Origin of the sequence: Knoellia aerolata DSM 18566 (assembly GCF_000768695.1) — a bacterium.
Classification (GTDB): Bacteria; Actinomycetota; Actinomycetes; order Actinomycetales; family Dermatophilaceae; genus Knoellia; species Knoellia aerolata.
This window is the reverse complement of the sequence record NZ_AVPL01000013.1, coordinates 51,185-75,297: the sequence shown is the minus strand read 5'-3', so window position 1 is coordinate 75,297 and position 24,113 is coordinate 51,185. Positions and strand designations below refer to the sequence as shown.

Annotated in this window: 21 protein-coding genes; 7 read left to right on the top strand and 14 right to left on the bottom strand. The window is 73.0% G+C overall.

Annotated features, from left to right (window positions below):
* The first annotated feature begins 173 nt into the window (after positions 1-173).
* On the top strand, positions 174-1,826 hold the full coding sequence (locus tag N801_RS07285) for an FAD-binding dehydrogenase (RefSeq protein ID WP_035935548.1): 1,653 nt from the start codon (positions 174-176) through the stop codon (positions 1,824-1,826).
* 21 nt (positions 1,827-1,847) lie between these two features.
* Here N801_RS07285 and N801_RS07280 read toward each other — a convergent pair whose 3' ends face one another.
* The 9 genes from N801_RS07280 to mobA all read right to left on the bottom strand — a co-directional run bounded on the left by N801_RS07280 (position 1,848) and on the right by mobA (position 11,283).
* Positions 1,848-2,783, bottom strand: coding sequence for an acyl-ACP desaturase (locus N801_RS07280; RefSeq protein ID WP_035935546.1), 936 nt, complete (start codon positions 2,781-2,783; stop codon positions 1,848-1,850).
* Positions 2,784-2,850: 67 nt separating this feature from the next.
* Complete coding sequence (locus tag N801_RS07275) at positions 2,851-3,921, bottom strand: WD40/YVTN/BNR-like repeat-containing protein (protein ID WP_035935544.1); 1,071 nt, start codon at positions 3,919-3,921, stop codon at positions 2,851-2,853.
* A gap of 62 nt (positions 3,922-3,983) precedes the next feature.
* The gene (locus tag N801_RS07270; protein WP_035935543.1) at positions 3,984-4,631 is read right to left on the bottom strand and encodes a proteasome activator; all 648 of its coding nucleotides are present in this window, start codon (positions 4,629-4,631) and stop codon (positions 3,984-3,986) included.
* Positions 4,632-4,647: 16 nt separating this feature from the next.
* Complete coding sequence (locus N801_RS07265; RefSeq protein ID WP_035935542.1) at positions 4,648-5,232, bottom strand: TIGR03086 family metal-binding protein; 585 nt, start codon at positions 5,230-5,232, stop codon at positions 4,648-4,650.
* A 20-nt stretch (positions 5,233-5,252) separates the two neighbouring features.
* Complete coding sequence (locus N801_RS07260; protein ID WP_035935541.1) at positions 5,253-8,120, bottom strand: FtsX-like permease family protein; 2,868 nt, start codon at positions 8,118-8,120, stop codon at positions 5,253-5,255.
* Positions 8,117-8,848: an ABC transporter ATP-binding protein gene (locus N801_RS07255; protein ID WP_035935540.1), complete on the bottom strand. Its 732-nt coding sequence runs from the start codon at positions 8,846-8,848 to the stop codon at positions 8,117-8,119. The genes N801_RS07260 and N801_RS07255 overlap by 4 nt, the downstream gene beginning before the upstream one ends.
* Complete coding sequence (locus tag N801_RS07250; protein WP_035935538.1) at positions 8,845-9,534, bottom strand: PadR family transcriptional regulator; 690 nt, start codon at positions 9,532-9,534, stop codon at positions 8,845-8,847. The genes N801_RS07255 and N801_RS07250 overlap by 4 nt, the downstream gene beginning before the upstream one ends.
* A gap of 185 nt (positions 9,535-9,719) precedes the next feature.
* A complete protein-coding gene (locus N801_RS07245; RefSeq protein WP_035935537.1) occupies positions 9,720-10,700 on the bottom strand; it encodes an NAD(P)H-quinone oxidoreductase in 981 nt (326 codons plus the stop codon).
* Positions 10,701-10,722: 22 nt separating this feature from the next.
* Entirely contained in the window at positions 10,723-11,283 is a 561-nt protein-coding gene (gene mobA / locus N801_RS07240) for a molybdenum cofactor guanylyltransferase (protein WP_035935536.1), read from the bottom strand.
* Positions 11,284-11,353: 70 nt separating this feature from the next.
* Here mobA and N801_RS07235 point away from each other — a divergent pair, with 70 nt between their 5' ends.
* Together N801_RS07235 and N801_RS07230 are read left to right on the top strand one after the other, a co-directional pair.
* On the top strand, positions 11,354-12,826 hold the full coding sequence (locus N801_RS07235; RefSeq protein WP_035935534.1) for a PhoX family protein: 1,473 nt from the start codon (positions 11,354-11,356) through the stop codon (positions 12,824-12,826).
* Between the two features lie 137 nt (positions 12,827-12,963).
* Entirely contained in the window at positions 12,964-14,241 is a 1,278-nt protein-coding gene (locus N801_RS07230; protein WP_035935533.1) for an MFS transporter, read from the top strand.
* A 24-nt stretch (positions 14,242-14,265) separates the two neighbouring features.
* Here N801_RS07230 and N801_RS07225 read toward each other — a convergent pair whose 3' ends face one another.
* The 3 genes from N801_RS07225 to N801_RS07215 all read right to left on the bottom strand — a co-directional run bounded on the left by N801_RS07225 (position 14,266) and on the right by N801_RS07215 (position 16,033).
* Positions 14,266-15,066 carry an IclR family transcriptional regulator gene (locus N801_RS07225; RefSeq protein WP_035935530.1) on the bottom strand — a complete coding sequence of 267 codons (801 nt, stop codon included), beginning with the start codon at positions 15,064-15,066 and terminating at the stop codon, positions 14,266-14,268.
* Positions 15,067-15,110: 44 nt separating this feature from the next.
* Positions 15,111-15,506, bottom strand: a complete 396-nt coding sequence (locus N801_RS07220) for a VOC family protein (RefSeq protein WP_035935526.1) — start codon at positions 15,504-15,506, stop codon at positions 15,111-15,113.
* Between the two features lie 89 nt (positions 15,507-15,595).
* A complete protein-coding gene (locus tag N801_RS07215; RefSeq protein WP_035935523.1) occupies positions 15,596-16,033 on the bottom strand; it encodes a MarR family winged helix-turn-helix transcriptional regulator in 438 nt (145 codons plus the stop codon).
* A gap of 98 nt (positions 16,034-16,131) precedes the next feature.
* Here N801_RS07215 and N801_RS07210 point away from each other — a divergent pair, with 98 nt between their 5' ends.
* Positions 16,132-18,021 carry an ABC transporter ATP-binding protein gene (locus N801_RS07210; RefSeq protein WP_035935520.1) on the top strand — a complete coding sequence of 630 codons (1,890 nt, stop codon included), beginning with the start codon at positions 16,132-16,134 and terminating at the stop codon, positions 18,019-18,021.
* Between the two features lie 64 nt (positions 18,022-18,085).
* Entirely contained in the window at positions 18,086-19,525 is a 1,440-nt protein-coding gene (locus N801_RS07205; RefSeq protein ID WP_169744223.1) for a D-alanyl-D-alanine carboxypeptidase/D-alanyl-D-alanine-endopeptidase, read from the top strand.
* A 25-nt stretch (positions 19,526-19,550) separates the two neighbouring features.
* Here the strand turns inward: N801_RS07205 and N801_RS07200 are convergent, their stop codons facing one another.
* Both N801_RS07200 and N801_RS07195 read right to left on the bottom strand, forming a co-directional pair.
* Positions 19,551-19,952 (bottom strand): hypothetical protein, encoded by a 402-nt coding sequence (locus N801_RS07200; protein WP_156996593.1) that lies wholly within the window; start codon positions 19,950-19,952, stop codon positions 19,551-19,553.
* A gap of 5 nt (positions 19,953-19,957) precedes the next feature.
* Positions 19,958-20,767 (bottom strand): hypothetical protein, encoded by an 810-nt coding sequence (locus tag N801_RS07195; protein WP_052112716.1) that lies wholly within the window; start codon positions 20,765-20,767, stop codon positions 19,958-19,960.
* 79 nt (positions 20,768-20,846) lie between these two features.
* On the opposite strand from N801_RS07195, the gene hutH reads away from it, so the two are divergent.
* Entirely contained in the window at positions 20,847-22,412 is a 1,566-nt protein-coding gene (hutH, locus tag N801_RS07190) for a histidine ammonia-lyase (RefSeq protein WP_035935516.1), read from the top strand.
* Positions 22,413-22,454: 42 nt separating this feature from the next.
* Positions 22,455-24,113: a urocanate hydratase gene (hutU, locus tag N801_RS07185; protein ID WP_035935512.1), complete on the top strand. Its 1,659-nt coding sequence runs from the start codon at positions 22,455-22,457 to the stop codon at positions 24,111-24,113.

The following is a 24,113-nucleotide window of genomic DNA, read 5'->3' as shown; positions in this document are numbered from 1 at the left end:
ACCCCACCCCCTGACCCACCCCACCCCTGACCCACCCCGTGCCTGAACTCGCCAATTCCCCCGTTGTGCACACGGCGTGTCCGTTCCCAACGGGGGAATTGGCGAGTGGGGCACGGAGGCGGCGGGGTCGAGGCGGTCTGGTACCGGTGGGTAACGCGCACTAGGGTCGCGACATGGACGCTGACGCCCTTGTCGTCGGGGCCGGCCTGGCCGGTCTCGTCGCTGCCAACGAGCTCGCCGACGCCGGACGCTCCGTCGTCCTCCTCGACCAGGAGAGCGAGGCCAACCTCGGCGGGCAGGCGTGGTGGAGCTTCGGCGGCCTCTTCCTGGTCGACAGCCCCGAGCAGCGCCGGATGGGCATCACGGACTCGTTCGACCTCGCCTGGCAGGACTGGGAGGGCAGCGCCGGCTGGGACCGCGACGAGGACCACTGGCCGCGCCGCTGGGGTCGTGCCTACGTCGAGTGGGCGGCCGGCGAGAAGCGCGACTGGCTGCGGCAGTTCGACATCAGCTTCTTCCCCGTCGTCGGCTGGGCCGAGCGCGGTGACGGCCGCGCCGGGGGGCACGGCAACTCGGTGCCGCGCTTCCACATCCCCTGGGGCACCGGCACGGGGATCGTGGCGCCGTTCGTCGACCGGGTCAGGGGGCACGTCGCGGCCGGCCGCATCATCTACCGTCCGCGCCACCGTGTCGACGACCTCGTCGCCGATGACGGCGTCGTCACCGGGGTCAGCGGATCCGTTCTCGCAGAGGACGGCTCGGCGCGGGGCGTCGCCACCAACCGCGACGTCGTCGGGGACTTCGAGTTCGGCGCCCAGTGCGTCCTCGTCACCAGCGGGGGGATCGGCGGCAACCACGACCTCGTCCGGGCCAGCTGGCCCGACCGTCTCGGGTTGGCGCCCGAGCACATGATCACCGGTGTGCCTGCCTACGTCGACGGACGGATGCTCGCGATCACCGAGGCGGCGGGCGGCACTGTCATCAACCGTGACCGGATGTGGCACTACGTCGAGGGCGTCAACAACTGGAACCCGGTCTGGCCCAGCCACGGCATCAGGATCCTGCCCGGCCCGTCGTCGCTGTGGTTCGACGGCAACGGCGACCGGCTGCCCCCGCCCAACTTCCCGGGCTTCGACACCCTGGGGACGTTGACGCACCTGCGCACGACCGGGCACGACCACTCGTGGTTCATCACCAACCGCACGCTCGTCGGCAAGGAGTTCGCGCTGTCGGGCAGCGAGCAGAACCTCGACCTCACCGAGCGCAGCTACCGCGACGTGCTCAAGCGCCCGGTCACCAAGGTGCAGCCGTCGGTGCAGGCCTTCCTCGACCACGGCGTCGACTTCGTGCAGGCCGACACGCTGCGCGAGCTGGTCGACCGCATGAACGCGCTGACGCCGGAGGCGCCGGTGGGCTTCGCCCACATCGAGCGGCAGGTTCTCGAACGCGACCGGCAGGTCGACAACGCGTACGGCAAGGACGCGCAGGTCGCGGCGATCCACGTCGCCCGCCAGTACCGCGGGGACCGGCTGACCAAGCGCGCGTTCCCGCCGCACCACGTCCTCGACCCCAAGCGGGGCCCGCTCGTCGCGGTCCGCCTCAACGTCCTCACCCGCAAGTCGCTCGGCGGGCTGCAGACCAACCTCGACTCCCAGGTCATCGGTGCGTCCGGCGACCCGGTGCCGGGGCTGTACGCCGCCGGTGAGGTCGCCGGGTTCGGAGGCGGCGGGGTGCACGGCTACCGCTCGCTCGAGGGCACCTTCGTCGGCGGCTGCCTGTTCTCCGGCCGGGCCGCGGGTCGCGCCGCGGCCCGCCAGGTCACCTGACGGACCGTCCGGACCGCGGGGTCAGAGGTTCATGCGCGCGGCGAGGGTGTCGCGCTTGTCCTCGAAGCGGGAGGCCTTGGTGTCGAGGTCGGCCATGAGCGCGTCGAGCTCGGTGCGGGCCTGCTCGCCCTCGGCCGAGAGGTTCTCGACGTCCCACACCTTCCAGAAGCGCAGCACGGGGGCCACGACGTCGTCGCGGTGCTGGCGCAGGTCGTAGATCCCGGCCACCGCCATCTCGACGGCCTTGCGCTGGAAGCCCGGGATGTCGGTGCCGGGCATCTGGAACCCCTTGACGACGTCGCGGATCGCCATCATCGAGGCGCTGGGGTCGAGCTGCATGGCCGCGTTGAGGAGGTTGCGGTAGAAGATCATGTGGAGGTTCTCGTCGGCCGCGATCCGCTGGAGGAGCTGGTCGGCCATCGGGTCGTCGGTGAACCGACCGGTGTTGCGGTGCGAGACCCGGGTCGCGAGCTCCTGGAACGACACGTACGCCAACGAGTGCAGCAGCTCGCCGCTGTGGGCCGACTCGTAGCCCTTGGACATGTGGGTCATCCGGAAGTCCTCGAGGACGGCCGGGTCGACCATGCGCTTGACGAGCATGTAGTCGCGCATGGCGATGCCGTGCCGGCCCTCCTCGGCGGTCCAGCGGTGCACCCACTCGCCCCACGCGTCGTCTCGACCGAAGATGATGGCGATCTCGTGGTGGTAGCTCGGGAGGTTGTCCTCGGTGAGCAGGTTGACGATGAGCGCCGAGCGCGCGACGTCCGAGATCGGGGCGTCGTCGGGGCTCCACGCGTCACCGCCCATGAGGCCGTCGAAGTTTCGCCCGTCGCTCCACGGGATGTAGTCGTGCGGGTACCAGTCCTTCGCGACGGCGAGGTGACGGTTGAGCTCGCCCTCGACCACCTGGTTCATCTCGCGCAGCAGGTCGGTCTGGCTCCAGGTGGTCGCGGTCATGCTGGCCAACCTACGCTCGCGTAGCTTCGCCCTTCCAGTTACTCGCCAGTGTTTTCGCGTGCCGGGTTCACAGGGTGCCGACGCGACCTCGGCCACCGGCGGCCCAGCAGGCGCCGTCCCGGGTGCAGTCGAGGGTGTGGAAGCCGACGTCGCTGAAGCGGGTCCAGGACCGGCCGCCGTCGGCCGAGACGCTGCTGCCGCCGACCGCTCCCGACTCGCCGACGACGAGCAGCAGACGACGGAGGTATGCCGCGTCCTCGCCGAGGTGCGTGAGGTCGCCGGCGCTGCTCCAGGAGTCCCCGTCACGGGTCGTCGACGCCGCGTCGACCCCGTCCGCGGGTGAGGCGAAGTCACCGCCGACGGCGACTCCCTGGCGCGGGTTGGCGAAGGCGAGGCCGAAGACGCCGGCCGCCTCCCCTGCGGGGATCCCGGAGTCGGTGGCGGTCCAGGTGAGCCCACGGTCGGTGGAGTGGAACACCCGGGAGTCCGCGCCTCCCGAGCCGAACCACGCGTCGCGACCGGAGATGGTGAGGCAGTCGCCGCTCGCGGAGAAGTTCGCCTCACCGGTGGAGTCCGGCATTCCCGCGTCCGGCAGGACCTCCCACGATCGCCCGCCGTCCTCGGTGGCGAGGATCCGGAACTTCCCGTCGACCGGGTCGCTCACGGCCAGGCCGCGCTGGCCGCCGGGGTAGAAGTCCATGCAGTTGTAGAACGCGGTCGGCTCGGTGTTGCGGAACGTCTCGGTCCACGTCGCACCACCGTCGCTGGTGCGGTAGATCCGCGAGGCCTCGCCCTCGCCGATCGCGAGCACCGACGCCGTGCGGGCGTCCTCGGCCTCGACGTCACGGAAGCTGAGGCCGGTGCTGCCGGGAGGGCTCACGTCCTGCCAGCTCGTGCCGCCGTCGGTGGTCCGATGGACCTTCGCCGAGCCGCCGCTCAGGCTGGCCCCGCTCACCCACGCCGTGTCGCGGTCGACGGCGTCGAGGCCGCGGAAGCTCTGGTCGGCGTCGACCGTCGTCACCGACCACTCGAGCTCGGCGGGCGCGGGAGGTGGTGAGGCGCTCGCGACGGGGACGGCAAGCGCGAGCAGCGCGACGGCATACAGGGGAGCGGTGAGGGTCTTCGTCGAGGTGCGCATGCCTGCCACCCTGCCGCACCTCGACCGGCCGCGCGCGGCGTGGGAGCCGGCCGACCGCAACGTCAGAGGTACTGGCCGGTGCCCTCGCCCGGACCCTCGCCGGGCCGGACGGGGTGGCCGCCGGGCATGTTGGGCATGCCCATCGGGGGCCCCTGGGCACCCGGCGCCGGCGCGTGGCCGGGCGGGAGCGCCCGCATCTGCTGGAGCTGCGCCTGCGCGGCCATCTGCTGGGCGACGAGCGCCGTCTGGATGCCGTGGAAGAGCCCCTCGAGCCACCCGACGAGCTGGGCCTGGGCGACCCGGAGCTCGGCGTCGGAGGGTGCGTCGTCGCTGAACGGCAGGGCGATCCGGTCGAGCTCCGCGACGAGCTCGGGGGCGAGGCCGTCCTTGAGCTCGGCGATGGAGCGCTCGTGGACGTCGGCGAGCCGGACCCGGCCCTTCTCGTCGAGCGGCGCGTTGCGGACCTCCTCGAGGAGCTGCTTGATCATCGACCCGATCCGCATGACCTTGGCCGGCTGCTCGACGAGGTCGGCCGGGTTCTGCGCCTGGCGACCGTCGTCGGTGCGGTCCGCGACACCCATCCCCTCGGGCGTGACCACCACGACGCGGTCGTCGTCGATCGTCGCGGTGCCGTGCACCTGCTGCGGCTCGTCGGCCTGTTCGGCCTGCTCGTCCTCGGTGGGGCGGGGCTGGTCGGTCATGTCAGTCATCCTGCCCCAGCGCGCATCAGCGGCCTCGGTCGGGCGGGGTCCACGAGGGGTCGCGGCCGATGAAGCCCATGAGCCGGTCGGTGATGTCCGCGCTGTCCGGCACGTCGACCTTCGGCCCGTACTGTCCCGACGCCCGCAGCATCTCGTCGTGCTCCCGCATTCCGCTGAACAGCTGGTTCGCGAACTCCTCGTCCAGCCGGTCGGGCTGGCCGGTCGCACGGGCGAGGTCCCACGTGTGCATGAAGACGTCGGCCGTGTAGAACTGGTCGATCGCGCCGGGCAGGGGAATGGTGCCGATGTGTCGGTTGTCGAGCATGGCCGTCTCGGTGGCCGGGTCGTCGAGGACCGCCTGGACGGCGCGCGCCTGCGCCTCCCACGCCCCGACCGGGTCGTCGTCGACGGACGGCCCCGCGGGCAGCTCGATCCCGGTGCCCGACCTCAGGAACCCCGGGAACCACTCGACGAGGTGACGCACGACGTCGCGCGCGGTCCAGCCGTCGACCGGGCTGGGCACGTCCCAGCGGGTCACCTCGGCAGTGCGGTCGGCGAAGGTGGCGGCGACGGCGCGGTGGCGCCCGGCGGGGTCGTGGGGCAGCGGCATCCGGCCAGTCTGTCAGTCAGTCAGGCCGTCCGTCGGGTCGCGTCCGGAGCCCTTCGTATGCCGGCCGCGGCGAGTGCCGCTGCGAGCGCCGGGACCGCGACGGTGAACCCGAGGAGGACGAGCCACGGGAAGACGAGGACCGGGTCGACGCTGATGCTCTGCCCGCTGACCGGGTCCCACGACTGCGCGGTGAGGGGGTAGGTGAGACCGACCCCCGGGACCACGCCGACGGCCAGGCCGAGGACCGCGCCGATGAGGCAGAGCGTGAACGCCTGCGCGGCCGCCATGGCCCGTCGGGTGCCACGCCCGGAGCCCAGGGCCGCCAGCGTCGCCTGGTCCTGCTCCTGCTCGGCGAGCGTGAGGGCCGTCGAGGTGAGGGTGATGACGAGCAGCAGCAGCACGAAGATCCCGACGAGGATCGCGACGACCCACTTCAGCGGTGACTGGAAGCCGCGCTCGGCCTCGATCCAGATGTCGTCGTCCGCGGTGTAGCCGAGGCGGTCGGTGAGGTCCTGCGAGATCGGTCCGGCCGGGTCGTGGACGGTGAGCCGGTCGACCATGAGCGGCCACCCGTGGGCGGTGGCGACCTGGGTGGGCACGAGCATCGCGCGCGACAGCAGGATGCCGGTCGTGTCCCGGGTCAGCTCGACCTCGACGGCCGGCAGCCGCGTCGTACGCAGGTTCTCGAGCTCGGGGACGGGGGGCATCTCGTCGGCGGGCGTGAACCCCTCGACCGGCGGGTCGACCATGCGGACGGCCGACATCACGCTGACCGTCCCGTCGGTGAGCAGCGACGGCGCCCCCTCCGCCCGACCGACGACCACCCCACCGCGATCGAGCACGGCGACGGCGTCCTCGTGACCGAGCAACCTCAGGCGTCGGGCGATCTCGGCGGTGGTCGTCACGCCGATGGCCGACACGTTCGCATAGGCGTTGGTGCCGACGACATGGCACGGTGGCTGCCCCCCACCCGCGGGCGGCTCGCCGTCCTCGACCGTCTGGGCGGGGGTGCAGCCCGGCGGGACGACGTTGACCGAGGTCAGCTCGTAGGCCTCTCTCGGCGGCGTCCCGTCCGTCGACGTCAGGAACGGGTCGCCGGTGGCGATGGACGACACGGGGGTCACCTGCAGGCCGGACCGGACCGTCACGAAGCCCGCCGCGAGCGTGGTCGCGTCCAGGCCACGGCCGGGTCCCGCGTCGCCTGAGACGGTCGCGTCCCCGAGGACGTTCTGGGCGGTGTACTCGCGGCGGCTCTGCTCGTTGTCGCTGCCACTCGCGATGAGGGTCATCGTGAGGACGGCGACCCCCGCGAGGATCGCGGCGATGGCGGGGACGCTGCGGGCGCGCTGGCGTCCGGCGTCACGGGTCGCCATCCGCAGGGGCACCGGCAGCCGGGCGCTCAGCCGGGCGATGACGACGAGCACCATCGGTGCGAGCATGATCGCGCCGACGACGAGGGCGATGGTGGCGAGGACGACGCCGAGCTCCGACCCCTGCGCCGCGGCGAGGGACACCACGGCGAACGCTCCCGTCCCGGCCAGGACCAGCCCGACGACGAACACCGCCCGGCTCGGCGGTGGGGAGACGTTCTGGCCCTTCATCACCCCGACGATGTCGAGTCGGCCGAGCCGACGGGCGGGGATGAGGGCGGCGATGACGGCGCTCGCCACGGACGTGAGCGTGACGAGAAGGACCGGCCCGGCCGGCACCTCGAAGGGTCCACCGCTGCCGATGTAGGAGCTGAGCCAGATGCTGCGCGTGGTGAGCCAGGCGCCCGCGACGCCGAGTCCGCCGCCTGTCACGGCGGCGAGCGCGCCGAGGACGAGGGCCTGCGCGAGCACGGTGTGTCGCAGCTGCCCGGTGGTCGCGCCGTTGCTCGCCGAGAGCGCGAGGGTCCGGCGCTGGCGAGCCGCACTCACGGCGAAGGCCGGCCCGACGAGAAGGGTCGTGATGACGAGGAGCAGTGCGCCTCCGATGGCGAGGAACGTCCCCAGTCGGTCGGTGTCGTACTCCAGCTGGCTCCTCTGGTCGGCCGACAGCTGGCTCACGTCGGGCGGGTTCTCGAGGACCTCCGCGGAGTAGACGGTGAAGCCGTAGCGGTTGAGCTCGCGGACCTCGGGCCAGGTGACGGGGTCGACGCCGAGCAGGATCCACCCGCCACCCGGCTGGCCCTCGACCAGCGGCTGCGTGACGACGAGGTCGAGCTGGGAGCCGGGCTCTCCGAGCACGCGCGCCAGCCCGACGACCTGGAGCGTCACCTCGGTCCCCCCGGTTCGCACCTGCAGCGACCCACTGGTCGGCAGGCCACGGCTCTCGCCCCACGTCGACACGACGGCCTCGGTCGGTCGCTCGGGCAGACGCCCGCTGACGACCTCGACCTTGTCGGTCACCCCGGCGCGGGCGTCGAGCGCGAGGCTCTGCACGGTGAGACGTCGTTCGCCGACCCTCGTCGTGCCGTACTCCTCCGCATAGGGCACGGCCCGGGTCCCGGTGAGCGCGGCCACCGCCTCGGCGTTGTCGAACGCGGACCCCTCCTCGACCCAACCCGGGGTGGGCGCGCGGGTCCCGTCGGATCCCGCGGAGAAGCCGGGGTCGAACGGCTGGTCGACGACTCCGGGCTGGGGGTAGCTGAGGGCGGCGACCCCGTTCCCCATGCGTGCCGGGATCGACTCGGCGCCGCTGACCTGGCTCGTCACGCCGATGACGAGCGCGAAGGTGAGCAGCGCTGTGGGCACTGCCACCATGATGACGATGAGCGCACTGCGCCCACGGTGGCGGCGCACGTCCCTGCGCGCCATCCTCAGGGCCACGGCCCAGCTGCCCGTCAGCCGGCGCCACGCGGAGCCGGCCCCGGCCGGGGACCCGGCAGCGGCGGGGGGCGTGGTCACCGGTTCGCGCCGGTGGCGTCGAGCAGGTCCTCCGCCGAGCTGGCCCGCCCGGTGGTGTCGACGACGACGCCGTCGCGCAGGAACACGACGCGGTCGGCCCACGCGGCGTGGCGCGCCTCGTGCGTGACGAGCAGGCCGGCGACGCCGGCGTCGCAGCGCTCGCGGAGCACCCGCAGGACGTCCTCGCCGGTGTGGCTGTCGAGGGCCCCGGTGGGCTCGTCGGCGAGCACCAACCGCCGGGTGCCGACGAGGGCGCGGGCGATGGCCACCCGCTGCTGCTGGCCGCCGGACATCTGGTCGGGGAACCGGTCGGAGAGCTCGCGCAGCCCCATGAGCTCGAGCGCCTGTCGTGCGTGACGGCGGGCCTGGCCGACCCGTTCGCCGTCGAGCTCGAGCGGGAGGGCGACGTTCTCGGCCGCGGTGAGGCTGGGGATGAGGTTGTAGTCCTGGAAGACGAAGCCCACGCGTCGACGCCGCAGCCGGGCGATCCCCTTGGCGTCCATCGCGGTGAGGTCGTCGCCCTCGATGACGACGCGTCCGCTGGTCGCCCGGTCGAGGCCGCCGGCGAGGTTGAGCAGCGTGGACTTGCCGGAACCGCTCGGCCCCATGACGGCGACGAGCTCGCCGGGCATGACCTCGAGGGTCACCCCGTCGAGGGCGTGGACGGCGGTCTCGCCGGTGCCGTGGACCCGGCTGACGTTCTCGAGGAGGAGGCTCGGGGTGGTCATCGACGTGCCCCCGTCGCCTCGGTCTCGGTGTCCCGCTCAGGCGGGTATGCCGTCCGGCCGGCCCCCGCGGCGTCCGCGGCGCCCGCGCTCGCCCGCCGGGGGAAAGGGCGCAGGGACTCACGGTGGAGCCGGGTCTCGACGTGGTCGAGCCAGCGGACCTCGGCCTCGGCGGTGAAGATGAGGTTCTCGAGGACGAGGAGCCAGGCGAGGTCGTTGTTGACCTCGCCGTCCCCGGGGCGGCTGCCCTCGCCCGCCTGCTCGGCGTCACGCTGCCTGGCCATGACCTGCTGCTTGAGCCGGGTGAGGTCGTGGAGGTGGCGCAGCGTGCTCGTGCGCTGGGTCTGGGCGACGGCCTGCACGTCGACCCCGGGCACGGTCACGGCGAGAGCCAGCTTGATGGTCAGCTCGTTGCGCGGCGTGCTGTCGCGGTCGACCGGGGTGCGCCACCACGTGGTGACCTCACTCGCGCCGGCCGGCGTGAGCCGGTAGGAGATCCGGCCCTCGGCATCGGCCTCGCCGGTGGCCTCGACGAGCCCGTCGCGCTCGAGCCGGGCGAGGGTCGTGTAGACCTGACCGACGTTGAGCGGCCAGGTGCCGCCGGTGCGCTGCTCGAACTCCGCTCGCAGCTGGGCGCCGTACATGGGGCCCTCCGCGAGGAGGGCCATCAACCCCTGCTTGACCGACATGTGCGTCTCCCTCGGTGGCTCGACGCGAGAAACCCCTGCGTTCTCGCGTGCGGTGCCGAGCCGGCATACCGGGAACTCGGGGTGGCCCCTGACCTGCCTGAATACCCGGTATGCCGTTCTCGGACAGGACATGTATACCGGGTATTGCGTGCCCTGGCAAGCGCTCCTCGCGGGCGAGCCGCGGGTCAGGCCGGGATCAGGAGGATCTTGCCGATGTGGGTGCTCGACTCCATCTCGGCGTGGGCCCGGCTCGCGTCCGCGAGGGCGTGCCGCGAGTGCACGACGGGGCGCACCCGGCCGTCGGCGACGAGCGGCCAGACGTGCTCGCGCACGGCCGCGACGATCGTCGCCTTCTCGGCGAGGGGGCGGGCGCGCAGCGAGGTGGCGATGACGGCGGCCCGCTTGCGCAGCAGGACGCCGAGGTCGAGCTCGCCCTTGACGCCACCCTGGAGGCCGATGACGACGAGCCGGCCGGCCGTGGCGAGCGCGTCGACGTTGCGGGGGAGGTACTTCGCGCCCATGTTGTCGAGGATGACGTCGGCCCCGTGGCCGTCGGTGGCGCGCCGGATCTCCTCGACGAAGTCCTGCTCCTTGTAGTTGATGAGCACCTCGGCGCCCAGGTGGCGGCAGACGTCGAGCTTCTCCTGCGAGCCGGCGGTCACCGCGACGCGGGCCCCGACCTCACGGGCGAGCTGGATGGCCATGGTGCCGATCCCCGACGACCCCCCGTGGACGAGGAAGGTCTCACCCGGCTGGAGGTTGGCGGTGAGGAACACGTTGGACCACACCGTGCACGCCACCTCGGGGAGGGCGGCCGCCTCGACGAGGTCGACCCCCTGCGGGATCGGCAGCACCTGGGCGGCGGGCACGACGACCTGCTCGGCGTAGCCGCCGCCGACGAGCAGCGCGCACACCCGGTCGCCGACGACCCACTCGGTGACCTCGTCGCCGACGGCGTCGACGACCCCGGACACCTCGAGCCCGGGGATCTCGGTCATGCCCGGAGGAGGGTTGTAGCGACCCATCCGCTGCATGACGTCGGCCCGGTTGACCCCGGCGGCGGCCACGGTGACCCGCACCTCGCCGGGGGCGGGCTCGGGCACGTCGACGTCGGTGAGCACGAGGGCCTCGGGGCCGCCCGGCGTGGGGATGGTGATCGCCTTCATGTCCCCAACGTACGACGACCCGTCATGGCGTCATGGCGTCGAGGTCCTCGGGGGTGTCCACGTCGGGCACCTCGAACGGCGCACGCACCTCGCGGTGGGGGAGGGTCAGCAGGGTGCGCGCCGGGAGGCCGTGCGCGTCCGCGGGCACGGCGCGGCGCAGGGCGTCGGTGCGGTATGCCGCGAGCAGGGGATTCGGCCGTCCCTCTCCGTCGCTCAGCACGGTGCCCGCCGGCCAGGGGTCTGACTCCAGTGCGGCGACGAGCAGCGGCAGCACCTCGCCGGCGCGTGGCGCGTCACCGGGTGCCACGCACACGACGTCGGCCGTCACGACCTTCAGCCCGGCCGCGATCCCAGCGAGCGGCCCTCCGCCGGGTGGGGACTCTCGGGCCCAGCGCACCCGCCCGGCCACGGCGTCCGGGACCGGCCGCGACGGGCCGACGACGACGAGGTCCCAGGCGGACGGCATACCCGACAGGCAGTGGTCCAGCACCGAACGGTCGCCGAGGCGGGCGTCGAGCTTGTCCGAGCCGAACCGGCGTGATGACCCGCCGGCCAGCACGAGAACCGTCACGGATGCACTCACGTGACCATTGTCGCCGTCGGTGACCCCCCATACGTTGGGGGGACCAGTCGACGACGAAGGAGACGGACCAATGGCAGTTGAAAGACGCACCGTCCTCAAGGGTGCCGCAGTCGCCGCGGGGGCCACCGCCCTCGGCGGACCGTTCCAGGGGCTCGTGGCCGGACCGGCCGCGGGACTGGGGGCACCCGCCTTCCGTGCGCTGCGCCCGATCCCGGACCAGCGGGACGGCAAGGTGCGGCTGCACCTGCCGGAGGGCTTCTCGTACCGGTCGTTCCACGACACCGAGGCCCCGGTCGTCCTCGACGACGGGACGAGGCTCCCCGGTCGCCACGACGGCATGGGCGCCTTCGACGGCCCCGGCGGCGCCGTCACGCTCATCCGCAACCACGAGGTCAACAACCCCGGCCCGGCGTTCGGCCCGGCGGGCGGCGGCGACCACGTCTACGACCCGATGGCCCGGGGTGGGTGCACGCACGTCGACGTGGACGGCAGGGGCAACGTCAAGGCCGCCTGGACCGCGATCAGCGGCACGATGATGAACTGCTCCGGCGGCCAGATGCCGTGGGGCTCGTGGGTGACGTGCGAGGAGACGGTCAACGGACCCGACGTCGGCCCCGACTTCACGGGCACGTCGAACATCCCGCTCACCAAGCCCCACGGCTACGTGTTCGAGGTGCCCGTCGACGGCCGCGCCGACGCCACCCCCATCACCAGGGCCGGGCGCTTCCCCCACGAGGCGGTGTCGTTCGACCCGCGCGAGGGCCGGCTCTACCTCACCGAGGACAACTTCGCGTTCCCGTCGGGCTTCTACCGCTACACGCCCGGGACGAACCCGATGAGGTCCGGGCGCCTCGACAACGAGGGCACGCTGCAGATGCTCGCCGTCAAGGGCCAGCCGGGCGCCCACCTCGAGGCCCACCAGACCAAGGGCGCGGTCTACAGCGTCGAGTGGGTCGACATCGACGACCCGGACCCCGAGTTCCCCTACACCCCCGGCCAGACGGCCCCGACGGCGAACGACGATGCGCTGCAGTACGTCGGCGACCAGGGCCGGGCCAAGGGCGCGGCCGGGTTCTCACGCCTCGAGGGGCAGATCTACGACAACGGCGTCGTCTACTTCACGTCCACCCAGGGCGGGGGCGCCGCCGAGACCGGTGACGAGCTCATCAACGGCTACGGCAACGGCTTCGGCCAGGTCTGGGCCTACGACACCCGCTCGGAGAAGCTGCGCCTCGTCTACCAGTCGCCGGGCAAGGAGACGTTCGACTTCCCCGACAACATCACGGTGAGCGAGCGCGGCACCCTCGTCGTCTGCGAGGACAGCAGCGGCGACAACTACCTGCGCGGCCTGAGCCGCGGCGGGCAGCTGTGGGACATCGCGCTCAACCGGCTGCGGGTGGGCGGCGACGGGGCGCCCCGCTTCGGTGACGAGTTCGCCGGGTCGACGTTCAGCCCGGACGGCCGGACGCTCTTCGTCAACATCCAGGCGGGCAACGGCATGTCCTTCGCCATCTGGGGTCCGTGGGAGCGCATCGGCGTCTGACGCCTCGCTCCGCAGGCACGCAGCGCGGCGTGTGCCGGTCAGCCCCCTGACCGGCACACGCCGTCCGTGCCCGGTTCCTCGCCACACCCCCGGAAAGGCGCTGGCGTGCTGTCGGTGGACGGGTGGACGCTGGGAGGATGACGGACCTCACCGAGCGGCAGCTGCCGCGCGCCCTCACCCCGTTCCGGGGTGCGGCGTACCGGCGGCTCGCGGTCGCACTCGTCTTCACGACGTTCGCGAGCGGGGTCTGGGCCGTCGCCCTCGTGTGGGAGGTCGTGCGGATCGGAGGCGGCGCGTCCCAGCTGAGCGTCGTCGCGACCTCGTCGGCGGTCGGGGTGATCCTGCCCGCGCTGCTCGCCGGTGTCGTCGCGGACCGTGTCCCGCAGAAGCGGATCCTCCTCGTCGTCGCCGGCGCCGAGCTCGCCTGCATGTCGACGGTGGCGGCGCTGTCGCTCACCGGGGTGACGGCGCTGTGGATGCTCGCCGGCATCGGGTTCGTCAACGGCGCCGGCATGGCGTTCTACTACCCCGCCTACACCGCGTGGCTGCCGGCGCTGGTCGACGAGCGCGACCTCATGGCGGTCAACGGCTTCGAGGGCATGGTCCGCCCGACGATCGGCCAGGCCATCGGTCCGGCCGTGGCCGGGGCCGCCGTCGCCGCCGCCAGCCCGGGGTTCGCGGTGAGCATCGCGGCCGGGTCGGTGCTGGTCGGGCTGCTCGCCCTCATCGCCGTGCCCGAGACCCCGCTGCGCCGCCAGCTCGACGACGTCCATGCGCGGCACCCGGTGCGGGCTGCCGGGGCCGACATGCGCGAGGGCTTCGCCTACATGGTTCGCACGCCGTGGCTGCTCGCGACCCTGCTCTTCGCCAGCCTCATGGTCCTCGTCGTCATGGGTCCGCTCGAGGTCCTCCTGCCCTTCCTCATCAAGGACCGCCTCGGCGGGGGCCCGCGAGAGCACGCCTGGGTGCTCGCCGCGTTCGGGCTCGGCGGCGCCGCCGGGTCGCTCGTCATGGCCTCGCTGCGCATGCCGCGGCGCTACCTCACGTGGATGAACCTCCTGTGGGGAGTCGGGACGGTCCCGCTCGCCGTCATCGGGTATGCCGGCCGGCTCTGGGTCGTCGTCGTGTCCGCCTTCGTCCTCGGCGCCTGCTTCTCGGCCCCGATGGTCATCTGGGGCACGCTACTCCAGCGCCGCGTCCCGCCGCCCCTCATCGGTCGGGTGTCGAGCCTGGACTTCTTCGTCTCGATCAGCCTCATGCCGGTGTCGATGGCGCTGGCCGGCCCGGTCTCCGAGGCGATCGGGCTGCGGCCCACGTACCTCATCGCCGGGCTCGTCCCGAGCGTCATCGCGGTGGTCGCGATCCTCTGGGCGCGGCTGCCCGCCGACGAGCTCGCACACCCTCTCCGCGACTGACCGCGGGCGGCTCCGCGGTCGACGTCACGGGCGTCGAGCGGGGCGCACCTGCCCGTGCAGCCGGGTCGAGAGGTCGTCGGCGGCGTGACGCACGGCGGAGACCAGGCGCCCCACCTCGGCCTCGGCGACGAGCTCGACCCGGAACGTCACCGCCACCGCCGCCCGGGGGTGGTCGCTGTGGTCGAGCACGGCGACGGCCACGGACTGGAGGCCACCGGTGATCTGACCGTCCTCGACGGCATACCCCCGTGCCCGCACGGACTGGAGCAGGCTCCGCAGCTGCGTCGTCGAGGTCGGGCCGTGCCCGTCGCGCTGGACGAGCGCGTCCGCGTGCGGGAAGAGCGCACGCACCTGACCTGCGGGCAGCGCGGCGAGCATCGCCAAGCCGGTCGCGGTGAGCGTCGCGGGCAGCCGGACGCCGACGTCGGAGACCAGCACCGGGCCCTTCGGAGCGCGCTGCTCGATGACGTAGAGGACGTCGCGACCGTGGAGCACGGCGAGGTGGGCGTTGTGACCGGTCGTGTCGACGAGCCGGTTGAGCGTGGCGCGCGCCATCCGCTGCAGCGGCGCCTGCCGTCCGTAGGCCGACCCCAGCTCGTATGCCGCGACGCCCAGGCCGTAGCGCCGCTCACCTTCGAGGTGCGAGACGTAGCCGCGGTCCCGCAGGACGCGAAGCAGGTGGTAGGTGCTCGACCGGGGGAGCCCGAGCTCGCGCGCGATGGTTGCTGCGGGCAGCGGCTCGCCGCGGCGCGCCAACAGCTCCAGGACGTCGAGCGCGTACCCGGCCGCGGGCACGCTGCCGCGGTCGTGTCGTTCCTCCGTCATCGGCGCTGCCGAGGGGTTCGCGGGCGGATCCGGGTGCCGACGGCCTACGCCGCCTCGGTGTCGGGCTGGTGGACGCCGAAGACGTTGCCCTCGGTGTCGACGAAGTAGCCCTGCCATGCCATGCCGGTGAGGGCGTGCTTCTCCAGCGCGACGGTCGCGCCGGCGGCGACCGCCTTGGCGGCGGTGGCGTCGAAGTCGTCGCTGCCCATGGTGAGCACGCACCCGGCCACGGCGGCGCCGGCCTCCGGGTTGGGTCCCGAGCGCTGCATGATCGCGCCGTTGATCCCCGGCTGGTCCTCGGGGCCGGTCGTCACGCCGAAGTAGGGCATCCCGGCGAAGTCGCTCCAGTCCTCGACCTGCCAGCCGAACACCGCCTGGTAGAAGGCGACGGCGCGCGGGACGTCGGCGGCGTGGATCTCGAAGTGGATGGCGCGCGTCATCGGGGCCTCCTCGGTGCGACGGTCTGTGCTCCCATCATCCACCCGCCCCGACGGCCACCGCAGCCGAACCCGACGGGGCCGGTCTGGCGTCAGCGGTCGTCCACGAGGCGTCCGAGGATCCTCGCGAGCGCGGCGCGGTCGCGCTCGGACAGGTCCGCGAAGTAGCTCTCGTGGTCGGCGCGGCGAGCGGCGTCGAGCTCGGCGAGGACCGCGCGGCCCTGCGTGGTGAGGGCCACCCGGGTGGCGCGGCGGTCGCTCGGGTCGGGTTCACGCGCCACGAACCCCCGGGCCTCGAGGGAGTCGACGACGTCGGTCACCGAGCGCGGGGCGATGCGCAGGTGCTGGGCGACGACTCCGAGTCGCGTGGGCTCGTGCTCTCCGATGACCCGAAGGGCCCGGGACTCGTGCGGTGTCACGCCCCACGGCTCCAGCGTCGCGGCGAACCGCCGACGCAGTCCCCGGGCGACCTGCATGACGAGCTCGCCCAGCGGCGGCTCGGGCGGGGCGGCGGCGCGCGCGGACGGCATACGGGAATGTTAGCGGCAAGTATTCGGTTTGACTCATTGTGAGTTAACCTCACTAATACGTCGGAACGAACGAACACAGGACAGAAGGGAGGGTGCACATGACGGCCACCACTGCCCATGACACCCCCAGGGACGCGCAGTCCCGACTCCCGGGCGGCCGGGGCCACGGCCTCGGCGGTGGACGCGGCGGCGGCGCCCCGATGCAGGTCGACCCCCAGGACCGCGCCCAGCTCGAGCTCAAGCCGGTCCCGGTGCGGCGCGTCGCCGCGCTCTTCCGTGGCTTCGGCCGCCCCATCGGCATCGTCACCGCGATCATCGTCGTGACCTCCGTCATCTCCATGGCCCAGCCGTTCCTCGTGCGCGAGGTCGTCGACGTCGCCATCCCGCAGCAGGACGTGGGCCTGCTCCTCCTCTCCGTCGGCGCCATGCTCGCCGTCGCCGCGGTCACCCAGGTCCTCGGCGTCGTGCAGACCTGGATGTCCACCGGCGTGGGCCAGCGGGTCATGCACCGCCTGCGGACCGACCTCTTCGCCCACCTCCAGCAGCAGTCGCTGGGTTTCTTCACCCGCACCCGGGCCGGTGAGGTGCAGTCGCGGCTCACCAACGACATCAACGGGATGCAGGGCGTCGTCACGACGACCGCGACCTCGATCGCCTCGAACCTCACGACCGCCGTCGCGACGTCGGCCGCGATGGTCGCGCTCTCCTGGCGGCTCTCGCTCCTCTCGCTGATCGTCATCCCGCCCGCGGTGTGGATGACCCGGCGGGTCGCCCTCATCCGCCGCGAGGTCACCGCCCGTCAGCAGTCGCGCCGGGCCGACCTCAACGTCCAGATCGAGGAGGGGCTGTCGGTCTCCGGCGTGCGCCTCTCCAAGACCCTCGGTGCCGGGCGGCGTCACGCCGAGCGGTTCACGTCGACGTCCTCCGAGCTCGTCGACCTCGAGCTGCGCAGCCAGCTCGCCGGCCGCTGGCGGATGGCGACGATGCAGGTCGTCTTCGCCGCCATCCCGGCGCTCATCTACCTCGTCGCCGGGCTCCCCGCGACGTCCGGGGGCATGACGATCGGCACGCTCATCGCCTTCACGACCCTCCAGGCCGGCATCTTCCGCCCGCTCATGGGACTGCTCAACGTCGGCGCGCAGTGGGTCTCGTCGATGGCGCTCTTCTCGCGGGTCTTCGAGTACCTCGACCTCATCCCCGACGTCGCCGCCCCGACCGTGCCGGTCGCGATCGACCCCGAGGCGGTGCGTGGCGAGGTGCGCTTCGAGGACGTCTCCTTCGCGTACGCCCTCGACGCCCCCGACGCGGTCGCGCACATCTCCGCCGTGGTCCCGGCGGGCGGCTCGCTCGCCCTCGTCGGCCACACCGGCTCCGGCAAGTCGACGCTCGCCTCGCTCGTCGCCCGGCTCCACGACCCGACGTCCGGTCGGGTCACCGTCGACGGCGTCGACCTGCGCGACCTCGACCCGGAGGTGCTCGCGCGCATCGTCGGCGTCGTCTCGCAGGAGACCTACCTCGTGCACGCCTCGATCCGCGAGAACCTGCTGCTCGCGGCCCCCGACGCGACCGAGGTGGAGCTGTGGCGTGCGCTCGGCGCCGCCCAGGTGGCCGACCTCGTGGGCTCCCTGCCGGACGGGCTCGACACCGTCGTCGGCGCCCGTGGCCACCGCTTCTCCGGTGGGGAGCAGCAGCGCCTGGCGATCGCCCGGACCATCCTGCGCAACCCGCGGGTCCTCGTCCTCGACGAGGCGACGAGCGCCCTCGACAACGACACCGAGCGCGCACTCCGGGACGCGCTCGACATGCTGACCAGGGGCCGCACGACCATCACCATCGCCCACCGGCTCTCGACCGTCGAGGACGCCGACGAGATCGCCGTCCTCGACCACGGCCGCATCATCGAGCGCGGAACCCACCGGGAGCTGCTCGAGCGGGGAGGGCGCTATGCCGCGCTCGCCGGCTCGCCGGCATACGCCGAAGCGGCCTGACCCGCTCGTCCACGCGGAAGATCTCACCGAGCGGGACGGTGGCATCCGTGCCACCCTCCTCTCCATGAGAGCGAGCCGATCGTCCCGGGTCATCCTCAGCGGCGTGGGAGCCGTGGTGGCCACCGCGCTGCTCTGTGGTTCGGCCGCGTCCGTGGGCGCCACCGCCGCAGCCTCGACCCGGCCCGGGGGCGCCCACCTCGACCGGGCGCTTCAGGCGGCGCTCGACCGGCGTGCCGCAGCGACCCTCCGACCGGTGCCCATCTCGGGCGACAGCGACACCGGCCCGTGGACGACCGGCATCCCCCAGGTCACGTCCGCGGCCACCTCGCTGCCTTCGACGAGCGGCCGGGTCGCCTCGACCGACGCCGACCTCACGTGGAGCATCCGGGCGAGCCTCTTCACCCGGGGCAGCGTCCCGCAGATCGGCGCCTCGGCCAGCGGCCAGGTCGTCGACGCGGTCACCGGACGGGTGCTGTGGGCCAAGAACCCCACGACGGCCCGCACGCCCGCGTCGAACCAGAAGATCGTCACCGCGTTCGTCGCCCTCGCGTCCATGGGCGCGTCCGCGCGCCTGACGACGCCCGTCCTCCAGGTGCCGTCCAGCCCGGCGACGGTCTACCTCAAGGGCGCGGGTGACCCGGCGCTGTCCTCGTCCCAGCTCGGCACCATGGCGACGACGGTCGCGGCCAAGGCGAAGAGCCAGGGTCTGGCCGCGGTCACCGTCGTCGTCGACGACTCCCTCTTCCCGGAGCCGACCAACGCACCCGGGTGGAAGCCCGAGTGGATCCCCCACACCGTCGCGCCGGTGCGGGCGCTCGTGGTCGACCAGGTCAACGTCGTCGACACCTCGCTGCACGCAGGGCAGGTGTTCGCGGCGCGGCTCAAGGCGGCCGGGGTGGCGGCGAGCACGGTGAGACGTGGCGCCGCGCCCGCCGGCGCGACCACCATCGCGAGCGTCACGTCCCCGACGGTGGCCCAGCTCGTGCAGACGATGCTCAACGCGAGCCAGACCGACTACGCCGAGACGCTGCACCGCCTCGCGGCCCTGCGTCGAGGTCACACGCCCGACTGGGCCGGCGCCCGCACCAACGCGATCCAGGTGCTCACCGCCGGGGGCATCGACCAGGCCGGCATGGTCGTCAACGACGGGTCGGGACTCTCGCGCACCGGCCGGATGACCCCGCTCACCGCCATCGACCTCGTGTCGACGATCCGGGCAATCCCGGCGCAGAACGCCGTGATCTTCGCAGCGAGCGGCATGCCGACCTCCGGCGTCTCGGGCACGCTCGAGAGCCGCTACCGCACCGCTCCCACGAGCTGCGCGCGCTCGGCGGTCCGTGCCAAGACGGGCACCCTCGCCGACGTCGTGGCGCTGTCGGGGGTCTCGACCGGCGTCGACGGTCGCGAGCGGGTCTTCTCGGTGATCGTCAACGGCGTCACATCGACCGACGCCGCCCGGGCCGACGTCGACGCGCTGGCCGCGACGTCGACCGGCTGTTACTGACCGCCCTCGACTCGTACGCCGAGGGTCAGTGACCCCAGGTCTCCTCGACCGCGGCCTCGAGGATGCTGCGGCGCCGGACCTCGGTCGTGCGCTCGAAGTCGAGAGGTCCGCGCCGGTGCCGCGCGAGCTGGCTCGGAGCCGGAGCGCCGAGGGCGGCCATCAGCGCCCGGTACGCGCGGTCGGGGCCCCGTGGCCTCGCGCAGGGCGCGCGCGACCGGCCGGTCCGCAGGTCCCCGAGCACGAGGAGCAGGGCCGGACCGAGGGCGCTGGCCTCCTCCGCCACGCGTTCGAGCGCCGACTGGTTCGGCTCGCCGACGTCGGCCAGGGCCCAGCCGGCCACGTCGCTGTCGACGAGGCGGACGCGGGTGCGCGCCCACGTGACCGGCCGCTGCAGCTCGGCGGCCGTCGCCCGGACCAGCAGGATCATCGAGGTCACGACGCGCCGGCCGCCAGCGCGACGATGTGGGAGCGGTGGGTGAGGAACTCGTCTCGAGCGTCGCCCCAGTAGCGCCAGGGGTAGGACGTGGCGTGGGGCCCGATGAGCTGCATCTGCTCGTACGCCTCACGGTGGCGCTCGAGGTGGAACAGCACCCGGGCCAGCACGTTGCGCGTCTGGGCCGTGAGGTGGTGGCCCGCGTCCGGGTTGGCGTCCAGGTACCCCCGGGCCCTGCCGATGGCGTCCTCGACCCGGTCGGGGTCGGCGGTGAGCGCCGACGGGTCCGAGGCGAGGTGCTCGAGCACGGCGTCGAGCAGGAGCGACTGGACCCGTGCCTCGCGCGGTGCGTTCTCGACGCTGGCGCGAGCGAACTCGAACATCTCCTCGTGCGAGCCGAACCACTTGGCGCAGAGGTACTGCATCGCCTCGTACCGGGCGCCGTAGTGGTGCGGGTCGGTCGCGTCGAGCGCCCCGAGGTAGCGGTCGAAGGTCTCCCGGTCACCCTCCGTGCCGCGGACGTGGCGCAGCACCAGCGCCCAGGGAACTGGGTCGCCGGGGGACGCGTCCACGGCCTGCTGGATGCGCTCGGTGACCTGCACCAACGTCTCGTGGAACGCGGTGAGCTGCTCGGCGCTCACCTGGCTGGCATCGTCGTGGGTGCGCTGCTCCCACGCCTTCTCGACCAGCCGGCGTGCGTCGACGACCGCGAGGTCCGGATCGTCGGGCTGAGCCTCGCGCCAGGCGTCGAGCCACTGCGGCGCGGCGAGGGCTCGTCGGCCCAGGCCGCCGCGGGTGTTGTGGGGCACCGGATCAACGTCTCGGATCCGAGACGGTATGCAGGGTTCGTGGCTGTCGCGGACGGCTCACCGGCGCTTTGCTGGGGGGATGACGGACACCCAGACCCAGCGCCGCCCGGTCATCGTCGGTGGCGACGCCCTGCGGATCGCCGACGTCGTCGACGTGGCCCGGCACGGAGCGCCCGTCGAGATCGGCCCCACGGCGCTCGACGCCGTCCGCGCGACCCGCGCGACGATCGAGGCCCTCGCGAACGACACGGTCGCGCACTACGGCGTCTCGACCGGGTTCGGTGCGTTGGCGACCCGGCACATCCCCGTCGACCTGCGAGCGCAGCTGCAGCGCTCGCTCATCCGCTCGCACGCCGCCGGCGCGGGTCCCGAGGTGGAGCGCGAGGTCGTGCGCGCCCTCATGCTCCTGCGCATCGCGACGCTCGCGACCGGACGCACCGGGGTGCGCGACTCGACCCTCGCGGCCTACGTCGCCCTGCTCAACGCCGGCATCACCCCGGTCGTGCACGAGTACGGCTCGCTGGGCTGCTCCGGCGACCTCGCGCCCCTGTCCCACTGCGCCCTCGCGCTCATGGGGGAGGGCCCGGTCCGCGACGCCGACGGCACCCTCATGGAAGCGGGTGACGCACTGGGGGCCGCCGGGATCACGCCGGTGGAGCTCGCCGAGAAGGAGGGCCTGGCCCTCATCAACGGCACCGACGGCATGCTCGGCATGCTCTGCCTCGCCATCGCCGACCTCCGACGGCTCGTCACCACGGCCGACATCTCCGCGGCGATGAGCGTCGAAGGGCTGCTCGGCACCGACGACGTCTTCGCCGCCGACCTCCAGGCGCTGCGACCGCAGCCCGGGCAGGCGCGCTCGGCCGAGAACATGCGCAAGGTGCTGGCGGAGAGCCCGATCCGGGACTCGCACCGCGACCCCGAGGCCTGCACGAGGGTGCAGGACGCCTACTCGCTGCGGTGCGCCCCCCAGGTCGCCGGCGGGGTGCGCGACACGGTCGACCACGCCGCTCGGGTCGCGGAGTGGGAGCTCGCCGCGGCGATCGACAACCCGGTGGTCACCGTCGACGGCAGGGTGGAGTCCAACGGCAACTTCCACGGGGCGCCGGTCGCCTACGTCCTCGACTTCCTCGCGATCGTCGCGGCCGACCTGGCCTCGATGTCGGAGCGCCGGACCGACCGCTTCCTCGACAAGGCGCGCAGCAACGGACTGCCGCCCTTCCTCGCCGACGACCCGGGGGTGGACTCGGGGCTGATGATCGCGCAGTACACCCAGGCCGCGATGGTCTCCGAGATGAAGCGGCTCGCGGTGCCGGCCAGCGTCGACTCGATCCCGAGCAGCGCGATGCAGGAGGACCACGTCTCGATGGGGTGGTCGGCTGCGCGCAAGCTCCGCCGCTCGGTCGACGCGCTGTCCCGCGTCGTCGCCATCGAGCTCGTCGCCGCCGCCCGAGGCCTCCAGCTCCGCGCCCCGCTCGCGGCGTCTCCCGCGTCGGCCGCCGTCATCGCCGCCCTCGCGGAGACCGTCCGGGTCGACCCCGGCCCGGACCGGTTCCTCGCACCCGACCTCGACGCCGCACACGAGGCCGTCGTCTCCGGCACCGTCGTCGCCGCCGCGGAGACCGTGACCGGCCCCCTCCACTAGCCACCCCGACCGACCCAGGCCTCGATGAAAGGACCCGCCACCATGGACGGTGCACGCCCCGTCCGCGCCCCGCGCGGCACCCAGCTCACCCACGCCACCCACTGGGGGGCCGAGGCCCCGCTGCGGATGCTCATGAACAACCTCGACCCCGAGGTGGCCGAGCGTCCCGATGACCTCGTCGTCTACGGCGGCACCGGTCGGGCGGCGCGCGACTGGAAGAGCTTCGACGCCATGGTGCGCACCCTCTCCACGCTCAAGCAGGACGAGACGATGCTCGTGCAGTCGGGGCGGCCGGTCGGCGTCATGCAGACGCACGAGTGGGCGCCCCGGGTCCTCATCGCCAACTCCAACCTCGTCGGCGACTGGGCGACCTGGCCGGAGTTCCGCCGGCTCGAGCAGCTCGGGCTGACGATGTACGGCCAGATGACCGCCGGGTCGTGGATCTACATCGGGACGCAGGGCATCGTGCAGGGCACCTACGAGACGTTCGCGGCGATCGCCGAGAAGCGTTTCGGCGGGACCCTCGCGGGCACCCTCACCCTCACCGGTGGGTGCGGCGGCATGGGCGGCGCCCAGCCGCTCGCCGTGACGATGAACGAGGGTGTCTGCCTCATCGTCGACGTCGACGAGGCGCGACTGCGGCGCCGGGTGGAGCACCGCTACCTCGACGAGGTCGCCGGCTCGCTCGACGAGGCCGTCGACAAGGCGCTGCGCGCCAAGGACGAGAGGCGCGCAAGGAGCATCGGCGTCGTCGGCAACGCGGCGGAGGTCTTCCCCGAGCTGCTGCGCCGTGGCGTCCCCATCGACATCGTCACGGACCAGACGTCCGCGCACGACCCGTTGTCGTACCTGCCCGAGGGCGTCGCCCTCGAGGACTGGACGGAGTACGCCGCGAAGAAGCCGGAGGAGTTCACCGACCGCGCCCGTGAGTCGATGGCCCACCAGGTCCGGGCGATGGTCGAGTTCCAGGACGCCGGGGCGGAGGTCTTCGACTACGGCAACTCGATCCGCGACGAGGCGCGTCAGGGTGGCTACGACCGGGCGTTCGACTTCCCGGGGTTCGTCCCCGCCTACATCCGGCCGCTGTTCTGCGAGGGCAAGGGGCCCTTCCGCTGGGCGGCCCTCTCGGGTGACCCGAAGGACATCGCCGCGACCGACCGCGCCGTGCTCGACCTCTTCCCTGACAACGACCGCCTGCACAAGTGGATCAGGGGCGCGCAGGAGCGCATCGCCTTCCAGGGCCTGCCCGCACGCATCTGCTGGCTCGGTCAGGGCGAGCGCGACAAGGCGGGACTGGCCATCAACGAGCTGGTCCGCACCGGCGAGGTGAGCGCCCCGATCGTCATCGGCCGCGACCACCTCGACACCGGCTCCGTCGCCAGCCCCTACCGGGAGACGGAGTCGATGGCCGACGGTTCGGACGCCATCGCCGACTGGCCGCTGCTCAACGCCCTCGTCAACACGAGCTCGGGCGCGAGCTGGGTCTCGATCCACCAGGGTGGCGGGGTCGGCATGGGCCGGTCCCTGCACGCCGGGCAGGTCTCGCTCGCCGACGGCACCGACCTCGCGGCCCAGAAGCTCGCCCGCGTGCTGTCGAACGACCCCGCGATGGGTGTCATCCGCCACGTCGACGCCGGCTACGGCATCGCCGACCGCACCGCGGCCGAGCACGGGGTGCGCATCCCCATGCGCGAGGGCTGA

Bases quoted from the DNA above. Each gene is read 5' to 3' on its own strand.
- N801_RS07285 (WP_035935548.1), top strand. From the start codon at position 174: ATGGACGCTGACGCCCTTGTCGTCGGGGCCGGCCTGGCCGGTCTCGTC.
- N801_RS07280 (WP_035935546.1), bottom strand. From the start codon at position 2,783: ATGACCGCGACCACCTGGAGCCAGACCGACCTGCTGCGCGAGATGAAC.
- N801_RS07275 (WP_035935544.1), bottom strand. From the start codon at position 3,921: ATGCGCACCTCGACGAAGACCCTCACCGCTCCCCTGTATGCCGTCGCG.
- N801_RS07270 (WP_035935543.1), bottom strand. From the start codon at position 4,631: ATGACTGACATGACCGACCAGCCCCGCCCCACCGAGGACGAGCAGGCC.
- N801_RS07265 (WP_035935542.1), bottom strand. From the start codon at position 5,232: ATGCCGCTGCCCCACGACCCCGCCGGGCGCCACCGCGCCGTCGCCGCC.
- N801_RS07255 (WP_035935540.1), bottom strand. From the start codon at position 8,848: ATGACCACCCCGAGCCTCCTCCTCGAGAACGTCAGCCGGGTCCACGGC.
- N801_RS07250 (WP_035935538.1), bottom strand. From the start codon at position 9,534: ATGTCGGTCAAGCAGGGGTTGATGGCCCTCCTCGCGGAGGGCCCCATG.
- N801_RS07245 (WP_035935537.1), bottom strand. From the start codon at position 10,700: ATGAAGGCGATCACCATCCCCACGCCGGGCGGCCCCGAGGCCCTCGTG.
- N801_RS07235 (WP_035935534.1), top strand. From the start codon at position 11,354: ATGGCAGTTGAAAGACGCACCGTCCTCAAGGGTGCCGCAGTCGCCGCG.
- N801_RS07230 (WP_035935533.1), top strand. From the start codon at position 12,964: ATGACGGACCTCACCGAGCGGCAGCTGCCGCGCGCCCTCACCCCGTTC.
- N801_RS07225 (WP_035935530.1), bottom strand. From the start codon at position 15,066: ATGACGGAGGAACGACACGACCGCGGCAGCGTGCCCGCGGCCGGGTAC.
- N801_RS07220 (WP_035935526.1), bottom strand. From the start codon at position 15,506: ATGACGCGCGCCATCCACTTCGAGATCCACGCCGCCGACGTCCCGCGC.
- N801_RS07215 (WP_035935523.1), bottom strand. From the start codon at position 16,033: ATGCCGTCCGCGCGCGCCGCCGCCCCGCCCGAGCCGCCGCTGGGCGAG.
- N801_RS07210 (WP_035935520.1), top strand. From the start codon at position 16,132: ATGACGGCCACCACTGCCCATGACACCCCCAGGGACGCGCAGTCCCGA.
- N801_RS07205 (WP_169744223.1), top strand. From the start codon at position 18,086: ATGAGAGCGAGCCGATCGTCCCGGGTCATCCTCAGCGGCGTGGGAGCC.
- N801_RS07200 (WP_156996593.1), bottom strand. From the start codon at position 19,952: ATGATCCTGCTGGTCCGGGCGACGGCCGCCGAGCTGCAGCGGCCGGTC.
- hutH (WP_035935516.1), top strand. From the start codon at position 20,847: ATGACGGACACCCAGACCCAGCGCCGCCCGGTCATCGTCGGTGGCGAC.
- hutU (WP_035935512.1), top strand. From the start codon at position 22,455: ATGGACGGTGCACGCCCCGTCCGCGCCCCGCGCGGCACCCAGCTCACC.